This window comes from Micromonospora sp. NPDC005171 (genome assembly GCF_040608575.1).
In the GTDB taxonomy this organism is placed as follows: domain Bacteria; phylum Actinomycetota; class Actinomycetes; order Mycobacteriales; family Micromonosporaceae; genus Micromonospora.
In genome coordinates this window covers 40,759-62,474 of sequence record NZ_JBEXIM010000022.1, presented here as the reverse complement: position 1 = coordinate 62,474, position 21,716 = coordinate 40,759, and the positions used below count along the sequence as shown (strand labels likewise).

The window sequence follows — 21,716 nt, the reverse complement described above, 5'->3', positions numbered from 1 at the left end:
TTGGCTCTTGGCGACGTGAGCGGCTGGTCGGGCGTGGGGTCAAGGACTGCGCCCTGGTCGCCAGTCCGGTAGGCGTGAGAGCCCTCGTCACCGCGTGCCCGGCGGCCTGTCCTCACGACCGCGGCGCTGTACCTGTGGACGTGACATCTCATGTGTGGCTTCCTGTGGCCCATCTCTTGACTTCTCCTATAACCGGGCGTAAACAAAGCACAAGCAAAACGAAACGGCGGTGAAACAACAGCATGTACGCCGAAGAACGACAGCGGGAAATCCTTCGCATCGCCCGGGACGTGGGCCGGGTCGAGGTGGCTGGCCTGGCCGACCAGCTCAACGTGACCTCGGAGACCATCCGGCGCGATCTCACCATCCTGGAGCGTGCCGGAGTGCTGCGCCGGGTCCATGGTGGAGCGATCCCGGTCGAGCGGCTCGGGTTCGAGCCCGCGCTGGCGGCGCGTGACGCGGTGCTCATCGAGGAGAAGGAGCGCATCGCCAAGCTCGCCTTGAGCGAGGTGCCCGAGGAGGGCGCGATCATTCTCGACGCCGGCACCACCACCGCCCGGCTGGCCCAGCTGCTGCCGGTCGACCGAGAGTTGACCGTCGTGGTCAACTCGCCGGTCATCGCCACGACCCTCGGTACCTATGCCAACCTCAACGTCCTGCTGTTGGGTGGACGGGTCCGCGGGAAGACTCTCGCGACCGTCGATGACTGGGCGCTGTCGCCGTTGGCGGACCTCTACGTCGACGTCGCGTTCATTGGGACCAACGGCATCTCGGTCGAGCGTGGGCTGACCACCCCGGACCCAGCTGAGGCGGCCGTGAAGCGGGCGATGGTCCGTGCGGCCCGCCGCACGGTGCTGGTCGCCGATCACACCAAGCTCGGCAACGACTATCTGGCCCGGTTCGCTGAACTGGCCGACCTCGACCTGCTCATCACCGACAGCCGTGCCGACGTCGACCTGGTCGGTGACCTCGAGTCCGCGGGCGTTCGGGTGGTACGCGCATGAGAGCGGGCCGGGCATGATCGTCACCGTCACCCTCAACCCCAGCCTCGACCGGGCCGTGGAGGTCGACTCGCTCACCCGGGGCGAGGTCATCCGGGCTGCCACGGCCCACCTTGACCCCGGCGGCAAGGGCGTCAACGTATCCCGTGCCCTGCTGGCCAACGGGGTGCCGTCGGTAGCAGTGTTGCCGTCCGGCGGTGACGAGGGCAGCCAGCTCATCCGCCTGCTCAAGGCAGAGGGTGTGGAGGTCCTCGCCGTGTCGATCTCGGGAAGGACCCGTTCCAACATCACCCTGGCCGAGCCCGACGGCACGGTCACCAAGATCAACGAGCCTGGCCCGGCCATGTGCCGCGCCGAGTTCGACAAGGTGATCGACGGTGTGCTCGCCCACGCCGGCGATGCCGACTGGGTCGTGCTGTGCGGCAGCGTCCCGCCCGGTCTGCCCGCCGACGCTTACGCTCAGTTGTGCCGGAAGCTGCGCGCCGCCAGCGTCAGGGTCGCCGTCGACACCAGCGGTCCTGCCCTGCGCGAGGCCGCCCTGGCCGGGGCGACCCTGCTCAAGCCCAACCGCGACGAACTGGCCGAAGTGGTCGGCACCCCGCTGACGGACCTCGACGATGTGGTCGATGCTGCTCAGTGCCTGCGGGCGTTGGGAGCCGACACCGTCCTGGCCAGCCTCGGCGCTGACGGCGCTGTCCTGGTCAACGCCGAAGGGGTCCGCGCCGGCACGTGTCCGGTGGCCCGGCCCCGCAGCACCGTCGGTGCCGGCGATGCGCTGCTCGCCGGGTTCCTCGCCGCGGGCGCGCGGGGTGCCGCCGCCCTCGCTGAGGGCCTGGCCTGGGGCGCCGCCGCGGTGAGCCTGCCCGGCAGCCGGATGCCCGGCCCCGCGGACCTGTTCCGCCACGACGTCACCATCCACCCCTAGCCGGACGAGCTTCTTCCCCCGCGGCCGTCTGGACCGCCCCTCGATGAAGGAGATACCCCCGTGACCTCCTCTTCCTACACACCAGAGGTAAAGGGCCAGGGCCTCAGAGCCACAGTGCAACGCCTCGGCGGCTACCTGGCCGCGATGGTCATGCCCAACATCGGCGCGTTCATCGCCTGGGGCCTGATCACCGCACTGTTCATCCCGACCGGCTGGATCCCCAACGCGACCCTGGCCGAACTGGTCGGCCCGATGATCAGCATCCTGCTACCGGTGCTCATCGGCTACACCGGCGGCCGGCTGGTCCACGGCCAGCGCGGTGCCGTCGTGGGCGCGGTGGCGACCATGGGCCTCGTCGTCGGCGCGGATGTGCCGATGATCCTCGGCGCGATGATCATTGGGCCGCTCACGGCCTATGTCCTCAAGCTCTTCGACGGCCTGATCGAAAACAAGATCCGTCCCGGCTTCGAGATGCTGGTCGACAACTTCAGCGCCGGCATCATCGGCGCCGCGATGGCCATCGGTGGTGTCTACGGCATCGGACCGGTGGTCGAGTGGCTCACCAAGCAGGCCGGCTCGGGCGTCGACTGGCTCGTCGGCAAGGACCTGCTGCCGCTGACCTCGGTGCTCGTCGAACCCGCCAAGGTGCTCTTCCTCAACAACGCCATCAACCACGGCGTGTTCGGCCCGCTCGGCATCGCCGAGGCGGCCGACAAGGGCAAGTCGATCCTGTTCATGATCGAGTCGAACCCCGGCCCCGGCCTCGGTCTGCTGCTCGCCTTCATGGTCTTCGGCCCCCGCGCGCTGCGCCCCAGCGCCCCTGCAGCGATCATCGTGCAGTTCCTCGGCGGCATCCACGAGATCTACTTCCCGTACGTGCTGATGAAGCCGAAGCTGATCCTCGCCATGATCGCCGGGGGCGCGGCCGGCGTCGGCACCTTCGTGATCACCGGCGCGGGCCTGGTCGCCACCCCCTCGCCGGGCAGCATCTTCGCCTACCTCGCGGTCACCCCCAAGGGCGGCCACTTCGGCGTCATTCTCGGCGTCGTGATCGCCGCCGCCGTCACCTTCGCGGTCGCCTCGGCCCTGCTCGGCTTCGGACGCGGCGAGCCCGTCGCGGACGCCGTCGGCCCTGACGAGGAGAGGGCTGTCCGCCCAGAGCAGGAAGGGGCTGTTGACCCTGACGAGACCCTCGACAAGTCGGCGAAGCAGGAGGTCTGAACATCATGTCCACCATCAACGGCACCGAGATCAAGAAGGTCGTTGTCGCCTGCGACGCCGGCATGGGCAGCAGCGTGATGCTGGCCAGCCAACTTCGCAGGCAACTGGCGAAGAACGCTGTCACCGTCGAGCACACGCCGGTCAACTCGATCCCGGCGGACGCAGACGTGGTCATCTGCCACCAGGGGCTCGCCGCCCGGGCCCGTGTCAGCGCGCCCGACACAGTGATCGTGCCGATCCAGGTGTTCATCGGCGACCCGGCCGTCACCAGGGTCGTGAACGCGGTGCAGCGCGGTGGTGAGCTCAGTGGCTGAGCTGCTGGCCCGTGACGCGATCCGGCTCGACGAGCGGGCCGGATCGCGGGATGAGGCGATTACCCGCTGCGGCGCCGTACTCGTCGAGGTCGGCGCGGTCGCCCCGGCGTACGTGGACGCGATGCTCGCCCGCGAGCAGAGCGTCTCCACGTACATCGGGGAGGGCGTCGCCATACCGCACGGCACGCTGAACAGCAAGGAATCGGTCCAGCGCGACGCCCTCGCGGTGCTGCGCTTCCCGGACGGCGTCGACTGGGACGGCTTCGACGTGCGGGTCTGCGTCGCCATCGCCGCGGTCGGCGACGGGCACGTGGACATCCTCGCCCAGCTCGCCACGGTGCTGATGGACCCGGCGCAGGCGCAGCGGCTACGAGAGTCGACGAGCGCCGATGACGTGATCACTATCCTTGAGGGGAACCCATCGTGAAGGTTGTCCGATTCCACGCACCCGGTGACGTCCGCATCGAGGATGCGCCCGAGCCCACGCCGGGCCCCACCGACGTGAAGATCCGCGTCCGGGCATGCTCCACCTGCGGCACCGACGTGAAGATCTCCCGCTTCGGCCACCACCACATCGCACCGCCGCGCGTCATGGGCCACGAGATCGCCGGCGAGATCACCGAGGTCGGTGACGACGTCACAGGCTGGCGGCCGGGGGACCGGGTCCAGGTCATCGCCGCCATCCCGTGCGGCACGTGCGCCGAGTGCCGGCGCGGTCGGATGACCGTGTGCCCCAACCAGGTGTCGATGGGTTACCACTTCGACGGTGGGTTCGCCGAATACCTGGTCGTGCCGCACAACGTCCTCGCCGTCGACGGGCTCAACCGGATCCCCGAGGGACTCAGCTTCGCCGAGGCGTCCGTCGCCGAGCCCCTCGCCTGCGTCCTCAACGGCCAGAACCTCGCCGGTGTGGGCGAGGGCGACGACGTGGTCGTCGTGGGCTCCGGGCCGATCGGCTGCCTGCATGTCCGCCTGGCCCGGGCGCGCGGCGCGGCCCGGGTGTTCCTCGTCGACCTCAACCGCGAACGCCTCGACCTGGCCGCCAACCTGGTGCAGCCGGACGCGGCGATCTGCGGCGCCGAGACCGACGTCGTCGACGAGGTGCTCAAGCTCACCGAGGGCCGGGGTGCCGACGTCGTCATCACCGCCACGGCCGCTGGCGCCGCCCAGGAGCAGGCGGTGCAGATGACCGCGCGGCAGGGCCGGATCAGCTTCTTCGGCGGCCTGCCGAAGGACAAGCCGGTCATCTCCCTGGATTCCAACCTCTTGCACTACCGCGAACTGACCATCGTCGGTGCCAACGGCTCCAGCCCGGAGCACAACAAGGAGGCGCTGCGACTCATCGCCAACGGCTCCGTGCCGGTCGCCGATCTCATCACCCACCGCCTGCCGCTCGACCGCGCCCTCGACGCCTTCGGCATCGTGGCGCGCGGTGAAGCGATCAAGGTGACGATCGAACCGTAGGAGGATCCGTTGCCCACCAGAACAGTCCTCGTCGGCTCCGCCAGCGGGCTGCACGCCCGCCCGGCGGCGCTGTTCGTCGCCGAAGCTGCGAAGCAGCCGGTGCTGGTCACCATCCGCAGCGGCGACAAAAAACCCGTGCCGGCCCGCAGCATGCTCGCCGTGCTGTCGCTCGGCGCCAAGAAGGGCACCGAGGTCACCCTGGAAGCCGACGGCGACGGCGCGCAGGCCGCCGTCGACACCCTGGCCGACCTCCTCGAACGTGATCTGGACGCCGTCGATGCGTGAACTTCGGGGAGTCGGGGCCAGCCCCGGTGGTGCGGCGGGGCCGATCTACCGGCTGGCCCCGCCGCCGGCCCTGCCGCCGTTGGCGGAGACCGTTGATCCCGGGGCCGAGAAGGCGGCCGTGCGGGAAGCGGTCCTCGCCGTCGCCGCCGACCTGACCCGTCGCGCCGACACCGCCCTGGACGCGACCGCCGCCGAGGTCCTGCGCGCGCAGGTCATGATGGCGCAGGACGAGACGCTCGTCGACGCGGCCGACATCGCCATCGACGGCGGTGCGGACGCGCCGCACGCGATCACCGACGTGCTCGCCGGGCACCGGGCCGCCTTCGAAGCCGCGGGCGGGTACCTCGCCGAGCGGGTCAGCGACCTCGACGACCTGCGGGACCGCCTCGTCGCAGCGTGCCTGGGGCTGCCGATGCCGGGCGTGCCGAACCCCGGCCATCCGTACCTGCTCATCGCCCGCGACCTGGCGCCCGCCGACACCGCCGGTCTCGAACCGGGCCTGGTCCTGGGCCTGGTCACGGCCGAGGGCGGGCCGACCAGCCACACCGCGATCCTGGCCCGGACCCTCGGCATCCCGGCCGTGGTCCGCTGCGCGGGCATCCTGGACGTGGCCGACGGCGCGCTGGTCAGTCTCGACGGCGCGAGCGGCATCGTGGTGGCCGGCGTCTCCGCCGAGACGGTGCGCACCGTCAACGCGGACCGGCTCGCGGAGATCGAACGCCGCGCCCGCTCCCAAGGCCCCGGGCGGACCAGGGACGGCCATCCCGTCGCGCTACTGGCCAACATCGGCTCGGCCCGCGACCTCACCGGCGAGGTTGAAGGCGTCGGCCTGTTCCGCACCGAATTGCTCTACCTCGACCGCAGCGACCCGCCGTCGCACGAAGAGCAGGTCGCCGCGTATCGCGACGTCTTCGCCGCGCTGCCCGGCCGCAAGGTCGTCGTGCGCACCCTCGACGCCGGCGCCGACAAGCCGCTGCCGTTCCTGCGTCTGGCCGATGAACCCAACCCCGCGCTGGGCGTCCGCGGTCTGCGGGTCGCACGGCAGGCACCCACCGTGCTCACCACGCAGCTGGCCGCGATCGCGGCGGCGGCTGCGGCGACGGACGCCGACGTGTGGGTGATGGCGCCGATGGTCGCCACGGCGGCGGAGGCGGCCGCGTTCACCGAATCCTGCCGCGAGTACGGCCTGCCCACCGCTGGCGTGATGATCGAGGTGCCGGCCGCTGCCCTGCGCGCCGGCCAGGTGCTGCGCCACGTGGACTTCCTCAGCGTCGGCACCAACGACCTCAGCCAGTACACGTTCGCCGCTGACCGCATGTGCGGCGACCTCGCTGACCTGCTCGACCCGTGGCAGCCCGCGCTGATCGCGCTCCTCGCCGCCTGCGCGGCAGCCGGCGTCGAGGCGGGCAAGCCGGTCGGTGTGTGTGGAGAGTCCGCCGCGGATCCCGATTTCGCCCTGGTCCTGGCCGGCCTCGGCATCACCAGTCTGTCCATGGCGCCCCGCAGCATCCCGGCGGTGCGCGAGTCCCTGGCCGCGCACACACTGGACGAGTGCCGCCAGATCGCCGAGGCAGCCCTGGCCGCCCCCAGCCCGGAGGTAGCCCGGGCGGCGGTCGGTGCTTCACGCCAGCTCCGGTACGGCGACAGCGTGTCGTGCTGACTCTCGACCATGTCCACCTGGCAGACCTGCGCCCATGCCACTTCCTGGCCGTGAATTGGACCGCCATTCGGATTTGTGGACGATCGGTCGCGCTAGGCCTCGGCGCCGCCGCCCAGCGTCTCTCCCAACGACCCACAGCTCAGGGGTGGGTGGGTGATCTCCTTCGAGACCACCCAATTGCGCTTGGCGCGGCGCACATCTCCAAGGCCTGCCGCCACGCTGCCTGAGAAAGCAAGCAGCATGGCTGGGCAGTTGCGAGGTCGATGCCGGGTGCCAGGGGCAGCGGTGCCGCACTCATCACGCTTGGCTCGGCCTCGGCTCCGCTCGAAAGGGCCGTACCGGACGCATTGCGTGTGATCCGCGCGGGTGCAACGCTGGGTCGATGGGTTGGTGGGAACGATTTCGACGTGGATCACGTCACCCGCTGCGCCGGCCAGGCCCGGGCGTACCACCGGCCATCTGGCCGTCCGACCTGCGGGAGCTGATCGGGGACCTTGCGTCGGCCCAGCCGGAGAACCGGGCCGAGCTGCTGGCTCTGCTGCGGCGATTGGAGTCGGCGAGGTACACGCGCATACCCGAGCGGGTGTACGAGATCCGCGAGATGATCCGCCGGCACGCGCCGGTGCCGGACGACGACGCGACCGCCGCAGCCTGGGCGGTCTGGCACGCCGTGCCGGAGTTGGACCTGATGGCGAGCGCCCGGGATCGCTGCAAGCACGCCAAGAGCCTGCTCGGCACGCTGCGCGAATTGGTGCTGCACGGCCCGGACCCGGCTTTCGAGATCGGCGATGCGGACACCACCATCGCCGATGCCCTCCGGCTCGAGGCGGAGCGGATCGGTCACGCACAGGTGGCCGGCGAGGGTGAACACCAGGTCGGCTACCGGGCCGCGCACGCCGGGTTCGTCAAGCAGATGGCGCATCGGGCGAGGGAACTCGAGGGGACGCCGGAGCGCAACCTCCGCCGCGGCGTCCTGGCCACGACTGCTCCGTCCGCAAGCCCGACCGATTCGCCCACGCCGGTGCTGGTGGCCCTACGCGACGCGGTGGCGGCGCTCCCGCGTCAGCGTGACGCTCGTCGCGGGCAGTGGACGGCGCGGGTGACCAGCGCCGTCGAGCCGTTGCATCCCGGCGGTCCGAGCGTGGATCCGACCGCGCTCGGGCAGGCGATCGTGGCTGACCTGCCGGAGCTCGACCGTCTCGATGAGACGCTGGGTCGTCTCGAACGGATCGAGGAGCAGCTGGCCGCGACACAGCGGCGGTTGGCGGCTCAGCGGGCGCACCTGACCGAGGAGGTGATCCGCTGGCGTAACGCGCTCGCCCGCGAGCTGCGCCAGCAGGCCGACCATCACGTCGCCGCGACCGGCATCTCCCTCGACGCCGATTTCACCGCCGGCTTCACCCTGGCCAGCGACCAGATCGCCCGGCACCTGCGCGAGCGGGCCGACCGGCTTGCTGTCGCGGACCTGCCCAAGCTCTCCTTCCCGATGACCCGGGCCAGAGACGCGACCTGACCGCAAACACCGTCAGCTGGTCGGTGATGGGGACTCGGCACGGTATGACACGGTAGGCGCGTCGGGGTGGGTGGCCGTGCTGGTGTCGGCGGCGGTTCCGAACGTCTGGAACGCTGCTCCCCAAGCACCTGATCAGGCCCTTGCTTGGTGACCTCCTCAGCTGTGCCAGGGGAGTCACCAACGCTAGACTTGCGTGAGCCTCAGCGTCGCGATGAGCGTCATTGGCGGTGGGGCAATGGGTCGCGTCGCCCCTCGGACACAAACGATCTACCTACGGTGTGCGCTGAGATCGACTGCAGCGCGCACCGTTTGCGTTTGAGGCTGGTAGGTGAGTCGGAGTCCGAGTTGCCGGTAGACCTCCCGTGGTGGCGCTGACCCTCGGCCGTACCGGGCACCGACCATGATCTCAGGTCCAGAGCACAAGCCCCGCCTTAGCTGCTTGACGAGCACCAATGGCCCCAGTAGGCGGTCAGCCCTTGACCGGTCCCGCTCAATCCTCGGCTGCCGACGTAGCTGCCGGGCCCGACTGATCGGTTTCCCGGTTTACGAGCGCGAGGCGGCGGACGAACTCGACATCCTTGTCCAGGTGCAGGGCGGTGACTGGCGCATCCGCCATCGGCGGCGTCTCGGTGCCGACCGAATATCGCGTACGCACCAGTTCGTCGTACGGGCCCTGCTCGTCGATTTCGGCGAGGATGAACGGTGCGCCGGCAGCCCACCTCCCGGAGGCTGTCCAGCTGTACCGCAGCTCGACCTCGCCGTCGCGGGGGCAATCCCAGGTGAGTTGGCTCACCGCCGCGCTGCCAGTGTTGGCGACCGCTGTCCAGCCAGTGCCGTCCCGCCGAAGGCAGACCCAGCTCGACTCCATCGCACCGTAGTCGTACGGACTGCTGTCCCAAAGTCCCACAAGATTCTCGTCCCGCATGAAGAGCATGATCACAGAAGCGAGACGACGGAGTTCCTGACGCGGATTCTTCCGCCTACGCGCCGATCGACCCAGCACTGGTTCGGCCTGCCCACGGTTCGGGCGGTGCGACAGCGCGTCGGCGCCGCGCTCAGGTCCGTCGAGCGAGCAATACGGCGCTGTTGCGTTGGCGGATCGGTGGGCACGCCGAGCCGCGTCAGGGGGCACCGGTTAGATCGCTCGGGCCGGTTCGGTGAACGCGGCAGCCATCTGGTTCGCGGGCGACGCGTCGAGTCCGAGTCGATCGGAGTGTTGGCATGCCGCTCGATGTCGCGCCACGCCGAGGGAGAGGTTGAACCGCCGATACCAGCGCATTTCCAAAACGATCACCTCAGGCGGGAGCCGGAGCCTGACGAACGCCGGCGCCGGCGGAGACCAGGACCGGAGACGAATTAGTCGCTGCGGGGGTGCCACTCCGCCGCTGCCACAGGTCACACCGACCTGGTTGAATTCATAGGACAAGTGGGCACGACAGGCGGAGGACCAATGGGCGGTTGGGGCAGCGGCAACTTCGACAGCGACACCGCAGCCGACCATTTGGGGATCTTGACCGACCGACTCATCACCGAAGTCGCCGAGGCGATGTCCGGCGACCCCGTCAAAATCGAGCCCGACGAATACTGGGGCGTCGCCGTGCCCTGCAACCTCGAACTGCTCCACCTCATTGCCCAGCAGAACTACATCGGGGTCGACCTGCCCGACCTGGATACCATCGCCGACTGGAAGACTAAGTTCCTGACCGTCTGGGAAGCGGCCATCGACGATCTGGAACCCACACCCGACCACAAGGAACAGCGGCGCGCCCAGCTCGTCCGTACCTTCGATCAGCTCGCTGAACTGGCCAAGGCCGAACAGGCGTAACGTTCCGGCCGTCCGCACCACCCACAGCAGGGATGGACGCACATCGTTCTCTGCTGCGGGCTGCGGCTATCTTGCCATCCCGTGTCTTCTGCCGCTGCCCGTTGCTGCTTGGGCGGCAGTTAGCTGGTCGGCATGCTCCGGATTCAACCGTCGGGGAGCGTTAAGCTGATCGCCGTTCGTCAGGTGGGGAAGTGGTTGTGTCGCCGACCGGACAGCTCACCTGTGGGTCAAGGGCACGCGCATGTGGGCTCGCTGCCCGAGGATCGTGCGATGCGTCTTCGCCACAGCATCATCGCCGTCACCGCCGTTGTCATGCTCGCCGCCGGCGGCTGCGGCACCAACACACCCGACACCCCGGCCGCCGCCCCGCCAGCGCCCACCGCAATGTCGGCTGCCCCCGCACCAGCCCGGGCGCCCGCAGAACCGCTCACCGCCGAACAGGTGCTCGGCAAACTGTCGGCGGCGAAAATCGGCCTCACCTCGGGTGCTGTGCAGGACGAGGACACCGACCCCAACAACCTGCTCGGACGGCCCAATGGGTACACGTCAAGGGCGTCCGCTGACATGCCCGGTGGGGACAAGAACGCCGACAAGTACGACGTCGGCCGAGGGCTGGCCATCGAGGTGTTCCCCACCGCCGAGGACGCGGACCGGAGGGCCAAGTACATCCAAGACCTGATGAAGAACATGCCCATCCTGGGCACTGAGTACCACTACCGGGCCGACAGTGGTCGGGTGCTGGTCAGGGTGTCGGGGAAGGTGAAGCCGACGCAGGCCAAGAAGGTTGAGGCCGCGGTGAAGGGCATGTGACGCGGTAGCCGCGCAGATGATCGTCCCAGCTGGTCCGTCCGGCTACCGGGCGTACCGGGCCGGCGCGGCCCTGGTGGGATCAGCGCCGTCGGGCGGGGGCTGGCCATGAGGGTACGAATGTCCTTGACTCCCCATGCCTACCCGGCCGTTGGCGGGGTCCGCGGGTGACCGTGACGCCCGTCCAGGCAGGTCAACTGTCCGTTGTCGAGACAGACAGGTCTGTCATGCGCGGTAGCGGACGACGAAGTTGACGTAGGCATTGTCGGGACGCGTTTCTGCGTCGCCGCCGGAGGTGATGAAGTGCTGGTGTGACCCTGCGGAGCCGGTGTCCCCGCCGTTTTCGTTCCAGATGGCGCGGTGCGATCCGGCGATGGGGGTGGACGACTTGTCCTGGGGCACGCCGTAGACCTCGTGGCTGTGGTCGCCGTCGCTGTCCAGGGTGAACGCCTGTCTGGGCCGGCCGGTGGCGTTCTTCTGCGTGGAGCCGCAGCGGTCACCGGCGGCACCGCCGGGCGCCGGCTCGCTCCGGCTGCCCGCGTCCGGGTCACGCCCCGCGCCGTCGTCGACGCCGCGCAGCAGGTAGCCGCGGTAGTCGGGCAGGTTGAACGTGGTCGTTCCGTCCCCACCGCCGTGCAGGGTGCCGATCACCGCGAAGAGATCAGGGTAGTCGGCGCGGCCGACCAGCCGTCCGTCGCAGTACATCCAACCCTGCTCTTCCAGCCCGTACTGGTCGAGTGGGTTGCCGGCACCGTAGGCCAACACCGCCCCGATGACGAAGTGGCCTGTCGGCACGACGGGCAGGTCCTGCTCACTCATCTGGTGCTCCTCACGAAGGGGTGCCGTAGAAGATCAGGTAGTTCTGGTAGAGGTTCACCGGGCAGCTGTCCTGGTCGCCGCCGCTGAGCCCGTGGCTGTGCCAACCGTTGTTGCTGGTGTTGCGGCTGCCGTCGTTCCAGTCGGCGTAGTGCGATCCGGCGGCCCAGGGGTGGGAGTTGTCGTCCGGCAGGTTCGGCACCCAGTGGTGGTGGTCCTCGCTGTGATTGGTGGCGAAGCAGTCGCCGGCTGGTAGGCCGGTGGCTTTCGGTTGGACCGAGCCGACGCGGTCGCCGCTGAGACCTCCGGGGTTCGCGGGGGTGCGGGTGCCGGCGTCGGGGTCGCGGCCCGTGCCGTCGTCGACGCCGCGTTGGAACCGGCCCCGGTAGTCGGGCAGGTTGAAGGTGCTGGTGCCGTCCCCGCTGCCGTGGATGTCGCCGAGGACGCTGTAGAGGCAGGCGTACGTGGTTCGGGACACGGCGCTGCCGTCGCACAGCAGCCAGCCCTGTGGGGCGGGATCATTGCCGGAGACGACGGCGCCGTAGCCGACGACCGTGCCGACGAGCACACCGGCGACGCCGATCACCCCGGCCGGTTCTGTTTTCGAACTGGTTGTCATGGTCACCTCATCCGTCGAACTTGATGACGAAGTAGACGTACGTGTTGATGGGGCGGGTCTCGGCGTCGCCGCCGGCGTCGATGTAGTGGGTGTGCGCGCCGGTGTCCCAGGTCCAACGGCTGTCCTGCCAGATTCCGTAGTGGCTGCCGGCTACCGCCGCTCCTGTCGTGTCGGCCGGCATGTGTTCGACGGGGTGCGTGTGGTCCCCGCCGCCGTCGACCGAGAACGCGGTGCCTGGGGGGGCGGTGTACCAGTCCTGGGCGGAACCGGGATTGTTGCCGGCGAGCCCGCCGCGCCCGGAAGGGGCGCGAGTGTTGGCGTAGGGATCCCGCCCGGCGCCGAGGTCGACGCCCCGGGCGAACCGCCCGCGCAGGTCCGGGAGGCGGAACCTGCCGTTGCCCGCGCCGTAGTTGCCGCCGATCACGGCGTGCAGAGCGGGATAGTCCGCCTCATCCAGTTCGGCGCCGTCGCAGTAGAGCCAGCCCTGCGGCCGCAGCCACGAGACGTCGAGCCGGCCGGCGAAGGCGGTGATGGTGCCGATGGGCACCGGTGACGGGTCAGCTGGCATCCAGGAGTCCTCTTCTCACGCTTGGTTCGGCATCCGCTCGCCGATGGTCGTGGCCCACAGCTGCAGCAGCGTGGGAGAGCGCACCCACAGCGGCGGGTGCAGGCCCGCCTCCCGGAGCACGCCGCTGGCGTAGGTGGTGCAGTTGTTGGTGAAGACCGAGAAACGACCCGCCGCCGCCTCCGCGCTCCTCTGCGCGAACTCGTCGGCGGCCTGCACCTTCTGTCCGGGCAGGTGGATGCGGCGTACGTAGCGGCGGGGGATGCCGTTTCCGCTCATGGGCTCGTAGTCCACGTTCCGGACGTTGATCGTGGTGTGCTGCCCACCGCGGAAGGTCGCCTTGACGTTGCCGAGGTCGGCGTTCAGGTCGCTGATCCTGGTGGTGGCCGCGTGCGGCGCGCGGGTGCCGATCTGCGTGTGCCAGACGCTGCCCTGGTCGTAGTTCATGACGTAGGCGGCCCCTGCTTCGCCGGCGGCCTGTGCCCGACGCCCGGCGCTCACCGTCATCCGCGTGCGCAGCATGTTGCCGCGGCCCAGGACGCCGCCGATGGCCCCGCCGACGGCTCCGCCGAGAGCGCCCAGCACGGTCGACAGGCCGGCGCCGGCGCCGAAATCCTGGCCCTGAAGGTGGTTGGTGACGCCGTTGCTGATGAATCCGTCGAGGGCGCCGAGTCCGGTGCCGATGAACGTCTCGATGCCGAGCGACGCGGCCACGCTGGTGGTGGCCGCCGCCGACACGAATCCCAGCCCCGCGGCCGCCAGGCCGAACGCCGCTCCCAGGCCCACTGAGATGCCCCACTCCTTCCAGGTGGCCTGCGGTCCTTCGGCGTTGGCGTGGCCCAGTCCGTACGCGGCGCTGGCGATCCCGCCGCCGATGAGGAGGCCGCCGAGTAGGGTGCCGCCCACCATGAGCGGCCAGGCGAGTCCGGCGGTTCCGATCGTGAGCGCGAATCCGGCCAGGGCGACGGCGACGCCTCCGAGGACCGCTCCGAATGCCGGCCAGGACCAGGCGAACCCGCCGCTGGGGTCGTAGCCGTTGACGGGATCTCCGCCGGCGTACAGGTAGGGACTTGGATACTGCCCGGCCGGGTCCATGCTCAGGAACCGTCCGGTGTCCGGGTCGTAGAGGCGCTGCGGGAAGAGGTAGAGGCCGGTGCCCGGGTCGCGCTCGGCGCCGGTGAACAGGTACGGGTAGGTGGCGCTCGCGCCGCGGTCCACTGGGGTGCCGAGGAATCCACCGGCGGGCAGGTAGGTGAACGCGCCGATGAGGCCGGTCGAGTCGTAGACGCCGCGGGTGGAGCCGAGCCGGCCGCGCAGGACGTACGCGGTGCCCTGCGGTGACCAGACGGCGATGGTGCCGCCGGGTCCCGGGATGAGGTAGCCGGCGCGGCGGATCCCGTCCGGCTCGACGTGGTGCAGCGCCAGCGGCGCCGCGTCAGGGCCCGGTACGGAGAGCCGTTGCCGGTCGTGGGTGGTGCGCAGGAGCAGCGTGCCGTCGGCGTCGCGGGTCAGGCGGAGCGCTCCAGCGGCCCCGGTGAGGCTGGTGGGAAACCCGGAGACCGCCTCGTAGCGTAGGTCGCGCACGCTCAGCGGCGGCGCGTCGGTGACGTTGCCGTCCCGGTCGTAGCCGAACGCCTCGCTTTCCACGTCGTCGTCACCGATGGTGCACAGCCGGTTGGTGCCGTCGCGGTAGTGCAGGCGCTGGGACACGCCGGCGGCGGTGCGGGTCGTCAGGTTGCCGTTCGCGTCGTAGGTCAGTCCGCTCATCCCGAACCGCTCACCCGCGCTGCACTCGGCCACGGCGAGGCGGCCCAGCGGGTCGTAGCCGTAGCGGACGGTGACATCGGGCAGGAAGCCATCCTGGCGTACGCCGGTGAAGCGGGTGCCGGTCCGGGCGGCGCGGCCGTCGTGGTAGCCGCTGTCGTCGTGTCCGCCGCTGGTGTAGTCGGTGGTCTCGGTCAGGTAGCGGTCCTCGACGCGGGTCAGCCATCCGGGTGGTGTGTAGCGGTAGGCGCGGGTGAGCTCCGCCGCGGTCCCGGGAGCGAACACCTCGGTGGCCAGCGCGCCGCCGGGGGTGTAGGCGAACCGGGCCAGGTGGGTGTCCTGGCCGGCGTGCTCGCCGCTGACCGAGACCAGATTGTTGAAGCCGTCGGTGGCGAGTCGGGCGGTGAACGCGTTCGCCCCGAGCTGGGCGTCGTAGGTGATGGCGGTGACCGCGCCCGTGGCGTCGTAATCGAACGCGAGGGTGTGCGGGGCGTCGTCGTCGTAGGAGGCGACGTGGATCGTGCGGGTGGTGACCAGGCCCCGCTGGTCGTAGGTGTAGGTGCTGCGGGTGGATGCCGTGTCGTCGGTGGCGGGGCCGGAGCAGGTCTGCCACAGCCGGCCGTACAGCAGTGGGTCGGTGCCGTCGCCGTCGTAGCGGTAGCGGGCCAGCCAGGTGCCGGTGCCGGGCAACCAGGCGGAGTCGTCGGCATGTCGTTGCAGCTCGTCGCGATTCCAGGCCGCGACGCAGGTGCCCTGCTCCACCAGCCGGCTCAGACTGTCGTACCGCCGGTAGCTGAGGTAGCCCTCGCTGGCGGCCTGCGGGCCCTGACTGAACCGCAGCCGCCCGAGGGTGTCGTAGACGTGGTTGACGGTGCCGTCGAGGTCGGGTCCGGTGACCGACACGGGGTTGCCGACGAAGTCGTACTCGAATCGTTCGACGAAGCGGTCCCGGTCGGGCACCCGGGTGTCGGTGACGTTGGGTTGGTCCCTGCGCACCAGGTTGCCGTAGGGGTCGTAGTGGTTGCGCACGAGCGCGAAGCTTCCTGCTTCGCCGATCAGGTCGCCCTGCGCGACGGCGACGGTCTGACCCAACCGGTCGCGCCACAGCCGCATCACCCGGCCGTCGGGGTCGGTGCTGACCTCGAGCGGGTACTGTCCAGCGGGCAGCTTGGGCAGCAGCGGCTGCTCTGTGTTCAGGCGGTATTCGGTACGGGCGGTGTGCCGCTGTCCGACCGGGATCGACTCGACGACGGCGAACGCGCGGCCGGGCCGTCCGGATTCGACAGGTCGACCCAGTGGCGAGGGTTCGAAGAGGGTGCGGGAAAACGGGTAGCCGCCGTCGTCGGGGTAGGCGCGGGTCAGCTCGCAGTCGCCCATCGCCCCGGTCTCGGGATCCAGGTCGGTCGTCAGGCCGGGTCGGTAGCCGATCGGCTCACCGTCGACTTCGACGGTCTTGGTAGTGATCGCCGCCCGGCCGGCGCTGTCGTAGCCGGTGGCCGACAGCCGCACGCGGGTGTCGTCGACGCGGTGCAGTTGCCGGGGGCGGCCGGCGTTGTCGGTGAAGCAGATCCCGACCACCGGGGCGGTCCCGAACGCGATCCATCGCAGCGCCAGGGGTCCGTCGGTGGCGAAGGCCACCGGACCGGCGAAGCCGTCCGGTGTGACCCGCTGGAGCAGCAGTTCACCGTCGACGTACCAGAGCATGCGGTGTGGCCAGACGATGAGCATCAGGTCGGTGCCGGGTTCCGCCGGTGCCGAGGCCGCCACCTCACCGTCGGGCCGGTGCAGCGTCCAGCAGCCGTCGGCCCAGCGTACGCACCACTCACCGAGGGTGAGCCGCACCGGTCGCCGTACGGCCGGGTCGGCGGCCAGGGCGAGACGCAGCAGGTAGCTGCCCTCGGGCGTCTCGGTCAGGGCGAGCGTGCCGGTGCCGTCCTGCGCGTAACGCAGCAGGCCCGGTTCCTGCTGCCAGCCGGCGTCGGCACACCACTGCGCGCGCCACTGGTCGCCCTGCCGGAAGTCGGTGAAGGTGCCGGGGCCGCGCAGCGACGCCACCAGGGTGGCGTTCGGCCGCGCGGGGTCGAAGGTGTCCCGTCCGCAGCGCCAGACGTACTCGGCGGTGGCCGACAACGGCCAGTTGTCGAAGCCGACGTCCAGCACGGGTCGGGTCAGCAGGTCGTAGCCGATGCGCCGGGTGTCGCTGAGCATGTCCACAGTGGCGCGCAGTTCCTGCCCGTCCGGGGAGTACACCGAGGCCTGCAGGCTGGCTGTGACCGGGGCGAACGCGAGGTCGTCGACGAGGAGGTACCGCCGGTCCTGGCGGCTGGTGAGGGTGAGTGTCACCGACGCGATGGCGCCCAGGTCGTGCGCCTGCGGGTCGATGAGCTGGTGCAGCCAGCGCCACCGGTCGTCGGTGGCGGGGATGGACAGCACGATCTCGGCCGTGCGGCCCTGCTCGTCGCGGACCGTGGTGCGCAACGCGGCGAGATCCGGGTCGTCGACGAATCCCGGCTGGGTGCAGACCCAGCACGACAGTTGATAGGGCCGGTCGCCGCGGTCCGGGGTGAACTCGTTGGTGATGCCGATGGCGCAGTCGGGGTCACCGGGGATGGCCAGTCGCCGTGACCCGGAGTGCGCCGGGCCTTCGGTGATGTACCCGGTCGGGTCGAGGCCGGCGGGGGTGAGCGTCCAGCCGCCGTCGTCCTCGTACTCCTCGAAGCCGTACCAGCAGACCTCGCCCTGTCTGGGGTCGGCGTTGGCCGTGGTGGCGACCGCGAAGCGGCGCTCGCGGTCGTAGATGGCGGCGGCGACGTGTCCGCTGGCGTCCAGCGCCGCCAGCGGCTGGGCCCGCTCGGTGACGTCGAGGACCTGGCGGGCGCAGAGCCAGCCCGGTCCGGGTTCGGCGTCCGAGCCCCACCCCGGGAAGGTTGGGTCGTCGACGCCCAACCACTGGTAGCCTCGCTCGGCCGCCCAGGGCCCCCACTCGTTGCGGTAGGTGGTGACCTCGCTGGCGGTGACCACGTCCGCCGTGAGGTCGCTGGTGGTGACCTGGCTGGTCGGGACGAGGCAGTTGAGCTCGCGCAGGCCCGGGTGGGTCTGCCAGGCGTAGGACGTGTCCCGGCGCAGCCGCCGCCGCACCCCCTGGTCGTCGGTGTTGTCACGGATCTCGCGGCACGGCTGCCCGTGGTCGTTGTACTCGTGTTCGGTGGCGTCGACCAGCCACCCGTACACGGTGAGCCGTGTCCCGTCGGCGACCACCTGGTACTTCGTCCCGTCGGCGTCGGTGAGCCGCCAGCGCCGGTCGGGCACCTCCTCGTGCACCGCCACCGGGTCGGTCAGGGGTAGGCCGTGTGCGGTGAAGTGCGTCAGTAACGCGGCCCGCGCTCCGGGCTCGCGGGTGTCGGCGCGGTCCGTGTCGGCGGTGAAGAGCTCACCCACGGTCGCCTGGGTCTGCCTGCGCACCCTGGTCCAGGCGCCGACGACGTGCAGGTCGCTGTCCTGACCCGTGTACGTGTAGGGGTAGCTGACGCTCTCGCTGACCTGGCGACCGTCGGCGTCGAAGGCGCGGGTGCGGAACAGTTGCCCGTTGAGCTTGCTGAAGTACGCCCGGGCGTTGCTGTACTGATCGGACACCGGGTAGAGCACGCCGGGCACGCTCGGGCTGAGCCCGTTGAAGAACACTCGTTCGACGCAGCCCTGGCCGCCGTCGTCGGGCGTGGCGCGGACCGTCACGTACTGGGTGACGAGCCCGTACGGGTCGTAGGTCGCCGTGGCGAGGTCGTAGTCCAGCGTCGTGTGCCGGGCCTGGTAGCCGGTGTCGCTGCCGACGCGGACCACCGGGTAGGCCACCAGCCGGGTGGCGGTCCGGCCGCCGACGACCCGGTACAGGGTAAGGCTGGTGGCGTGGTCGAAGTCAGGGCCACGGTAGGTGACGACCGTCTCCGGGCCGGTGAGGATCTGGCCGGGCTGCGGGTCGTGGACCACCACCCGTTCGCCGGGCAGGGCGACTGACTCCCGCACCGCGGCGTCGACGAGCGTGACCAGGTGAGTCGAGCCGCTGCGGTCCTCATAGCTCAGGTAACCCGGCGCGGCGTTGGTCAGGGTCGCCAGGTCCGCGTCGACCGGCAGGGTGTACACGGTGCTCCAGGCGCCCTCTGGTGTGCGCCAGAGCAGGTCGCGGCCGACCGTGCGGTAGCCCTCGGCGAGGGTGGGCAGCCCAGGGCTGGTGCCGCTGGTCCGGGTGGGGGTGCGCCACGCGTTGCGGTAGGGGTCGTACTCGTACAGCTCGGCTGACCACTGGCCGCTGTCCTGGACGGTGATGGCGTAGGCGGTGTCGGCGGCGTAGTGGTAGGTGTAGCGGGGGCCGACGGTGGGGCGGGTCGAGGCGACCTGCTGCCAGCGGGCGCCGTCGAAGCGGAACAGGTGCTCGCCGTTGGCGGCGGTCGACCCGTTCACCGTCGCGTATCCGACCGGGTTGCGGGCGTCCACGGGCTGGCTGCCGTCGACCTTCAAGACCTGCCCGAACCGATATGCCGTGGACCAGGTGACCAGCCGGCTGGCGTACCGCACGGTCCCGGCCGCGTCGTCGAAGGCGGTCACGAAGCCGAGCACGGCGAAGGACGCGCCGATGGCGAGTAGCCGATCGGTCGAGGTGGCTGTCCAGTCGATGTCGACGGTTTCGCTGACGGTGTCTCCGCGACGCCAGTGCCGCTCCGCGTCGCAGTGATAGACCGCAACGCTCAGCGTTCGGCTCTGCTCGACGTAGGTGACGGCGACACAGACACCTGCGCCGCTGGCCAGCGCGACGCGGTCCACTCCGCTCAGCCCGAAGTCCTGCTCGACCCAGCGCCGCTCGACCGGATCCCACGTGACGATCTTCAACTGCCCGGCCCGGGCGTCCGCGACGGCGACGAAACCGCCGCCGACGCTGACCGCCGGCTCGGCCATCGGCTCATCGAGCGTGACCGGGTACGTGTCACGTTGCCACTCGCCGAAGCGGAACGGCTCAGCGCGGACCAGGTGGACCCGGTACTGAGCGCTGCGCGCGTCCTGGTACCAGACGGCGAAGAACCCGTCGGTGGTGAGCACCCGCAGGGTTGCGGGCGTCGCCGCCCACTGCCGGGTGTCCTGTTGCGCGGACCAGCTGCCGTTCCAGGAGTACACGCCGGTGGTGATCTGACCGGTGGCGCTGTTCTCCCAGGTCAGGATCGTGAAATTGGGGCCGTGCCAGACCCGTGGCGTCCCGCCGGCGGCCGGTCGTTGGACCGCGACCCGCAGCGCGGTGTTGGGCAGCTCGGCGGCGCGGTACTCGTATCCCGCCTGCCCGCCCTGCGGCGTGCGCGCGCCGCACATCGCGCCCGGGTTCGAGCTGTCAGCGCCGTGGTAGTCGAACTCCAACTCCGGCAGGGCTCCGCCAGCGGCCAGCTCCTGCCCGACGGCGATGAGATAGCGCTTGAGGTACCGGCTGTCGTCGGCGTGGCGGGAGCGGTTGTGCAGCGCGTAGCGCAGTCGCGTGGTCAGCACGGTGCCGCCGGTGCTGTCGCGCACGACAATTTGGTCGAGGTAGTGGTCCTCGAGCTGGAACTGATAGGCGTTCTGGCCGCCGTGCGGCGGCACGTACGGAGACGGGGTCTCGCAGGGCTCCTTCGACAGGTAACGGAAGTCGACGGTCTGCCCGAACACGTCGACGATCCGGCGGAGCCGGCACGAGCGGGTGCAACGCGCCTGCGGGCTCGCCCCGATCAGCACGTCGTCGATGTCGTACTCGAACGACACGGTGTCGCCCGCCAGCGAGCGGATGTGCAGGAGGTTCCACGCCAGCGGAAAACTCATCCCGCCCGGAACTGTGGACGGGCCGATCCAGTTGCCCCACCGCACGCCGCGCTGCACCGCCCCCAACCCGTAGGTGGAGGTGCTGCCGTCCTCCCGGACGATGGTCCAGTACTCGGATTCCGGGCAGGTGGGGTCAGGGTGGTAGGTGATCTGCCAGAACGGCTGGTCGACAAGTTGGAAACACTGCGCCGGCCCGTCGACGCCCACTCGCACGAGCTGTCGCGCAGCACCGCCGGTGATCAGGTAGAACACGTCGTCAACCGTCGTGCCACTGGTCTGGGACTCGACGACGACGCGTTCGTACGGCAGGGACCAGCCCAGGCCAAGCACCCCGGTGGGTGAGGTGAGGTTGGACCGCTGCACGGAATGGTGCACGCCGCTGCCGTAGAAGGCGGTGACGGTGACGTCCAAGCCGCCACGGCCAGTCAACGAAACCAGGTCCAGGGGCAGGTTCACCTCCCCGCGGAACATGTTCACCACGTCAGCGACGTCACCACCGACGAGCAGCTGCGACGTCCGTACCCCTGGCGCGGCCGCTGCTTGCGCCACCGCCATCGTGGCCACCCCCGTCTGCCGACAGCCGATTGCACTCGCGTCGACTGGGCTGGCGACGCAGGTACCGAGAATATCGACCAAAACTCGCAGAGGAGGACAAAGGGCATAAAGCACATCAAAGGGTGTACAACTTGCCGCTCCGGTCGGGCAGCGTCGGCGTGTCGCCCTACCCTGTCGGTGCGGCAGTCCGGTTCGCGCGCCATCGGAACTTAGATCAGGTAGCGGAATGCCGGCGACGATACCTCCGACAACCGCGCTCGTCTGGCTCCACAGACTGCGCGTGGTCGACGCCGCACTCCTCAGGCGGAAGTGACCCATAGGCATCCGTAGCCGGGTGCGACTGGGGCGTTCGGGTGATTAGTCTGCGCGGGCCAGCGTGACGGCGCTGTGCACGGGGGTACTCGCCCAAAGTGCTTGCAACATCAGGTGGTGCCGCACCTCCGACTTCGCTTCACTAATCGCACGGTCTCGCTCCGGACCGGATGGAAATGGGGGCGGATCGAGGAGCTGGCGTGGAGTGGTCCACTGTCGGACGACGAGTTGCTGCCTG

At 70.2% G+C, this 21,716-nt stretch carries 16 protein-coding genes; 11 read left to right on the top strand and 5 right to left on the bottom strand.

The window, feature by feature from the left end; all coding sequences use genetic code 11:
- Window positions 1-242: 242 nt before the first annotated feature.
- The 9 genes from ABZU74_RS23075 to ABZU74_RS23035 all read left to right on the top strand — a co-directional run bounded on the left by ABZU74_RS23075 (window position 243) and on the right by ABZU74_RS23035 (window position 8,383).
- Window positions 243-1,004, top strand: coding sequence for a DeoR/GlpR family DNA-binding transcription regulator (locus ABZU74_RS23075; RefSeq protein WP_355427372.1), 762 nt, complete (start codon window positions 243-245; stop codon window positions 1,002-1,004).
- Between the two features lie 13 nt (window positions 1,005-1,017).
- Entirely contained in the window at window positions 1,018-1,926 is a 909-nt protein-coding gene (gene pfkB, locus ABZU74_RS23070) for a 1-phosphofructokinase (protein ID WP_355427461.1), read from the top strand.
- A 60-nt stretch (window positions 1,927-1,986) separates the two neighbouring features.
- Complete coding sequence (locus ABZU74_RS23065; protein ID WP_355427370.1) at window positions 1,987-3,147, top strand: PTS mannitol transporter subunit IICB; 1,161 nt, start codon at window positions 1,987-1,989, stop codon at window positions 3,145-3,147.
- 5 nt (window positions 3,148-3,152) lie between these two features.
- Entirely contained in the window at window positions 3,153-3,461 is a 309-nt protein-coding gene (locus ABZU74_RS23060; RefSeq protein WP_179779917.1) for a PTS lactose transporter subunit IIB, read from the top strand.
- The gene (locus tag ABZU74_RS23055; RefSeq protein WP_355427367.1) at window positions 3,454-3,888 is read left to right on the top strand and encodes a PTS sugar transporter subunit IIA; all 435 of its coding nucleotides are present in this window, start codon (window positions 3,454-3,456) and stop codon (window positions 3,886-3,888) included. Before ABZU74_RS23060 ends, ABZU74_RS23055 begins: the two co-directional genes overlap by 8 nt.
- Entirely contained in the window at window positions 3,885-4,925 is a 1,041-nt protein-coding gene (locus tag ABZU74_RS23050) for a zinc-dependent dehydrogenase (RefSeq protein ID WP_355427364.1), read from the top strand. The genes ABZU74_RS23055 and ABZU74_RS23050 overlap by 4 nt, the downstream gene beginning before the upstream one ends.
- Window positions 4,926-4,934: 9 nt before the next feature.
- Entirely contained in the window at window positions 4,935-5,210 is a 276-nt protein-coding gene (locus ABZU74_RS23045; protein ID WP_124820844.1) for an HPr family phosphocarrier protein, read from the top strand.
- Entirely contained in the window at window positions 5,203-6,870 is a 1,668-nt protein-coding gene (gene ptsP, locus ABZU74_RS23040; protein ID WP_355427361.1) for a phosphoenolpyruvate--protein phosphotransferase, read from the top strand. Before ABZU74_RS23045 ends, ptsP begins: the two co-directional genes overlap by 8 nt.
- A gap of 382 nt (window positions 6,871-7,252) precedes the next feature.
- Complete coding sequence (locus ABZU74_RS23035; protein ID WP_355427359.1) at window positions 7,253-8,383, top strand: hypothetical protein; 1,131 nt, start codon at window positions 7,253-7,255, stop codon at window positions 8,381-8,383.
- A 490-nt stretch (window positions 8,384-8,873) separates the two neighbouring features.
- Here the strand turns inward: ABZU74_RS23035 and ABZU74_RS23030 are convergent, their stop codons facing one another.
- Complete coding sequence (locus ABZU74_RS23030; protein WP_355427356.1) at window positions 8,874-9,323, bottom strand: hypothetical protein; 450 nt, start codon at window positions 9,321-9,323, stop codon at window positions 8,874-8,876.
- A 510-nt stretch (window positions 9,324-9,833) separates the two neighbouring features.
- Between ABZU74_RS23030 and ABZU74_RS23025 the strand changes: the two genes are divergently transcribed.
- Window positions 9,834-10,208 (top strand): DUF4259 domain-containing protein, encoded by a 375-nt coding sequence (locus tag ABZU74_RS23025; protein WP_355427353.1) that lies wholly within the window; start codon window positions 9,834-9,836, stop codon window positions 10,206-10,208.
- A 270-nt stretch (window positions 10,209-10,478) separates the two neighbouring features.
- Complete coding sequence (locus tag ABZU74_RS23020; RefSeq protein ID WP_355427350.1) at window positions 10,479-11,018, top strand: hypothetical protein; 540 nt, start codon at window positions 10,479-10,481, stop codon at window positions 11,016-11,018.
- A 222-nt stretch (window positions 11,019-11,240) separates the two neighbouring features.
- On the opposite strand, the gene ABZU74_RS23015 is transcribed toward ABZU74_RS23020, so the two are convergent.
- The 4 genes from ABZU74_RS23015 to ABZU74_RS23000 are packed head-to-tail and all read right to left on the bottom strand — an operon-like array spanning window position 11,241 to window position 21,166.
- The gene (locus ABZU74_RS23015; protein WP_355427348.1) at window positions 11,241-11,834 is read right to left on the bottom strand and encodes a phage tail protein; all 594 of its coding nucleotides are present in this window, start codon (window positions 11,832-11,834) and stop codon (window positions 11,241-11,243) included.
- Between the two features lie 10 nt (window positions 11,835-11,844).
- Window positions 11,845-12,450 (bottom strand): phage tail protein, encoded by a 606-nt coding sequence (locus tag ABZU74_RS23010; RefSeq protein WP_355427345.1) that lies wholly within the window; start codon window positions 12,448-12,450, stop codon window positions 11,845-11,847.
- Window positions 12,451-12,457: 7 nt separating this feature from the next.
- Window positions 12,458-13,018 carry a phage tail protein gene (locus ABZU74_RS23005; RefSeq protein WP_355427343.1) on the bottom strand — a complete coding sequence of 187 codons (561 nt, stop codon included), beginning with the start codon at window positions 13,016-13,018 and terminating at the stop codon, window positions 12,458-12,460.
- Between the two features lie 15 nt (window positions 13,019-13,033).
- On the bottom strand, window positions 13,034-21,166 hold the full coding sequence (locus tag ABZU74_RS23000; RefSeq protein WP_355427340.1) for an RHS repeat-associated core domain-containing protein: 8,133 nt from the start codon (window positions 21,164-21,166) through the stop codon (window positions 13,034-13,036).
- Window positions 21,167-21,716: the final 550 nt, after the last annotated feature.

What these genes read in the sequence shown, in the direction of transcription:
- ABZU74_RS23075 (WP_355427372.1), top strand. Translation starts at nt 243, where the DNA reads ATGTACGCCGAAGAACGACAGCGGGAAATCCTTCGCATCGCCCGGGAC.
- pfkB (WP_355427461.1), top strand. Translation starts at nt 1,018, where the DNA reads ATGATCGTCACCGTCACCCTCAACCCCAGCCTCGACCGGGCCGTGGAG.
- ABZU74_RS23060 (WP_179779917.1), top strand. Translation starts at nt 3,153, where the DNA reads ATGTCCACCATCAACGGCACCGAGATCAAGAAGGTCGTTGTCGCCTGC.
- ptsP (WP_355427361.1), top strand. Translation starts at nt 5,203, where the DNA reads ATGCGTGAACTTCGGGGAGTCGGGGCCAGCCCCGGTGGTGCGGCGGGG.
- ABZU74_RS23035 (WP_355427359.1), top strand. Translation starts at nt 7,253, where the DNA reads ATGGGTTGGTGGGAACGATTTCGACGTGGATCACGTCACCCGCTGCGC.
- ABZU74_RS23025 (WP_355427353.1), top strand. Translation starts at nt 9,834, where the DNA reads ATGGGCGGTTGGGGCAGCGGCAACTTCGACAGCGACACCGCAGCCGAC.
- ABZU74_RS23020 (WP_355427350.1), top strand. Translation starts at nt 10,479, where the DNA reads ATGCGTCTTCGCCACAGCATCATCGCCGTCACCGCCGTTGTCATGCTC.
- ABZU74_RS23015 (WP_355427348.1), bottom strand. Translation starts at nt 11,834, where the DNA reads ATGAGTGAGCAGGACCTGCCCGTCGTGCCGACAGGCCACTTCGTCATC.
- ABZU74_RS23010 (WP_355427345.1), bottom strand. Translation starts at nt 12,450, where the DNA reads ATGACAACCAGTTCGAAAACAGAACCGGCCGGGGTGATCGGCGTCGCC.
- ABZU74_RS23005 (WP_355427343.1), bottom strand. Translation starts at nt 13,018, where the DNA reads ATGCCAGCTGACCCGTCACCGGTGCCCATCGGCACCATCACCGCCTTC.
- ABZU74_RS23000 (WP_355427340.1), bottom strand. Translation starts at nt 21,166, where the DNA reads ATGGCGGTGGCGCAAGCAGCGGCCGCGCCAGGGGTACGGACGTCGCAG.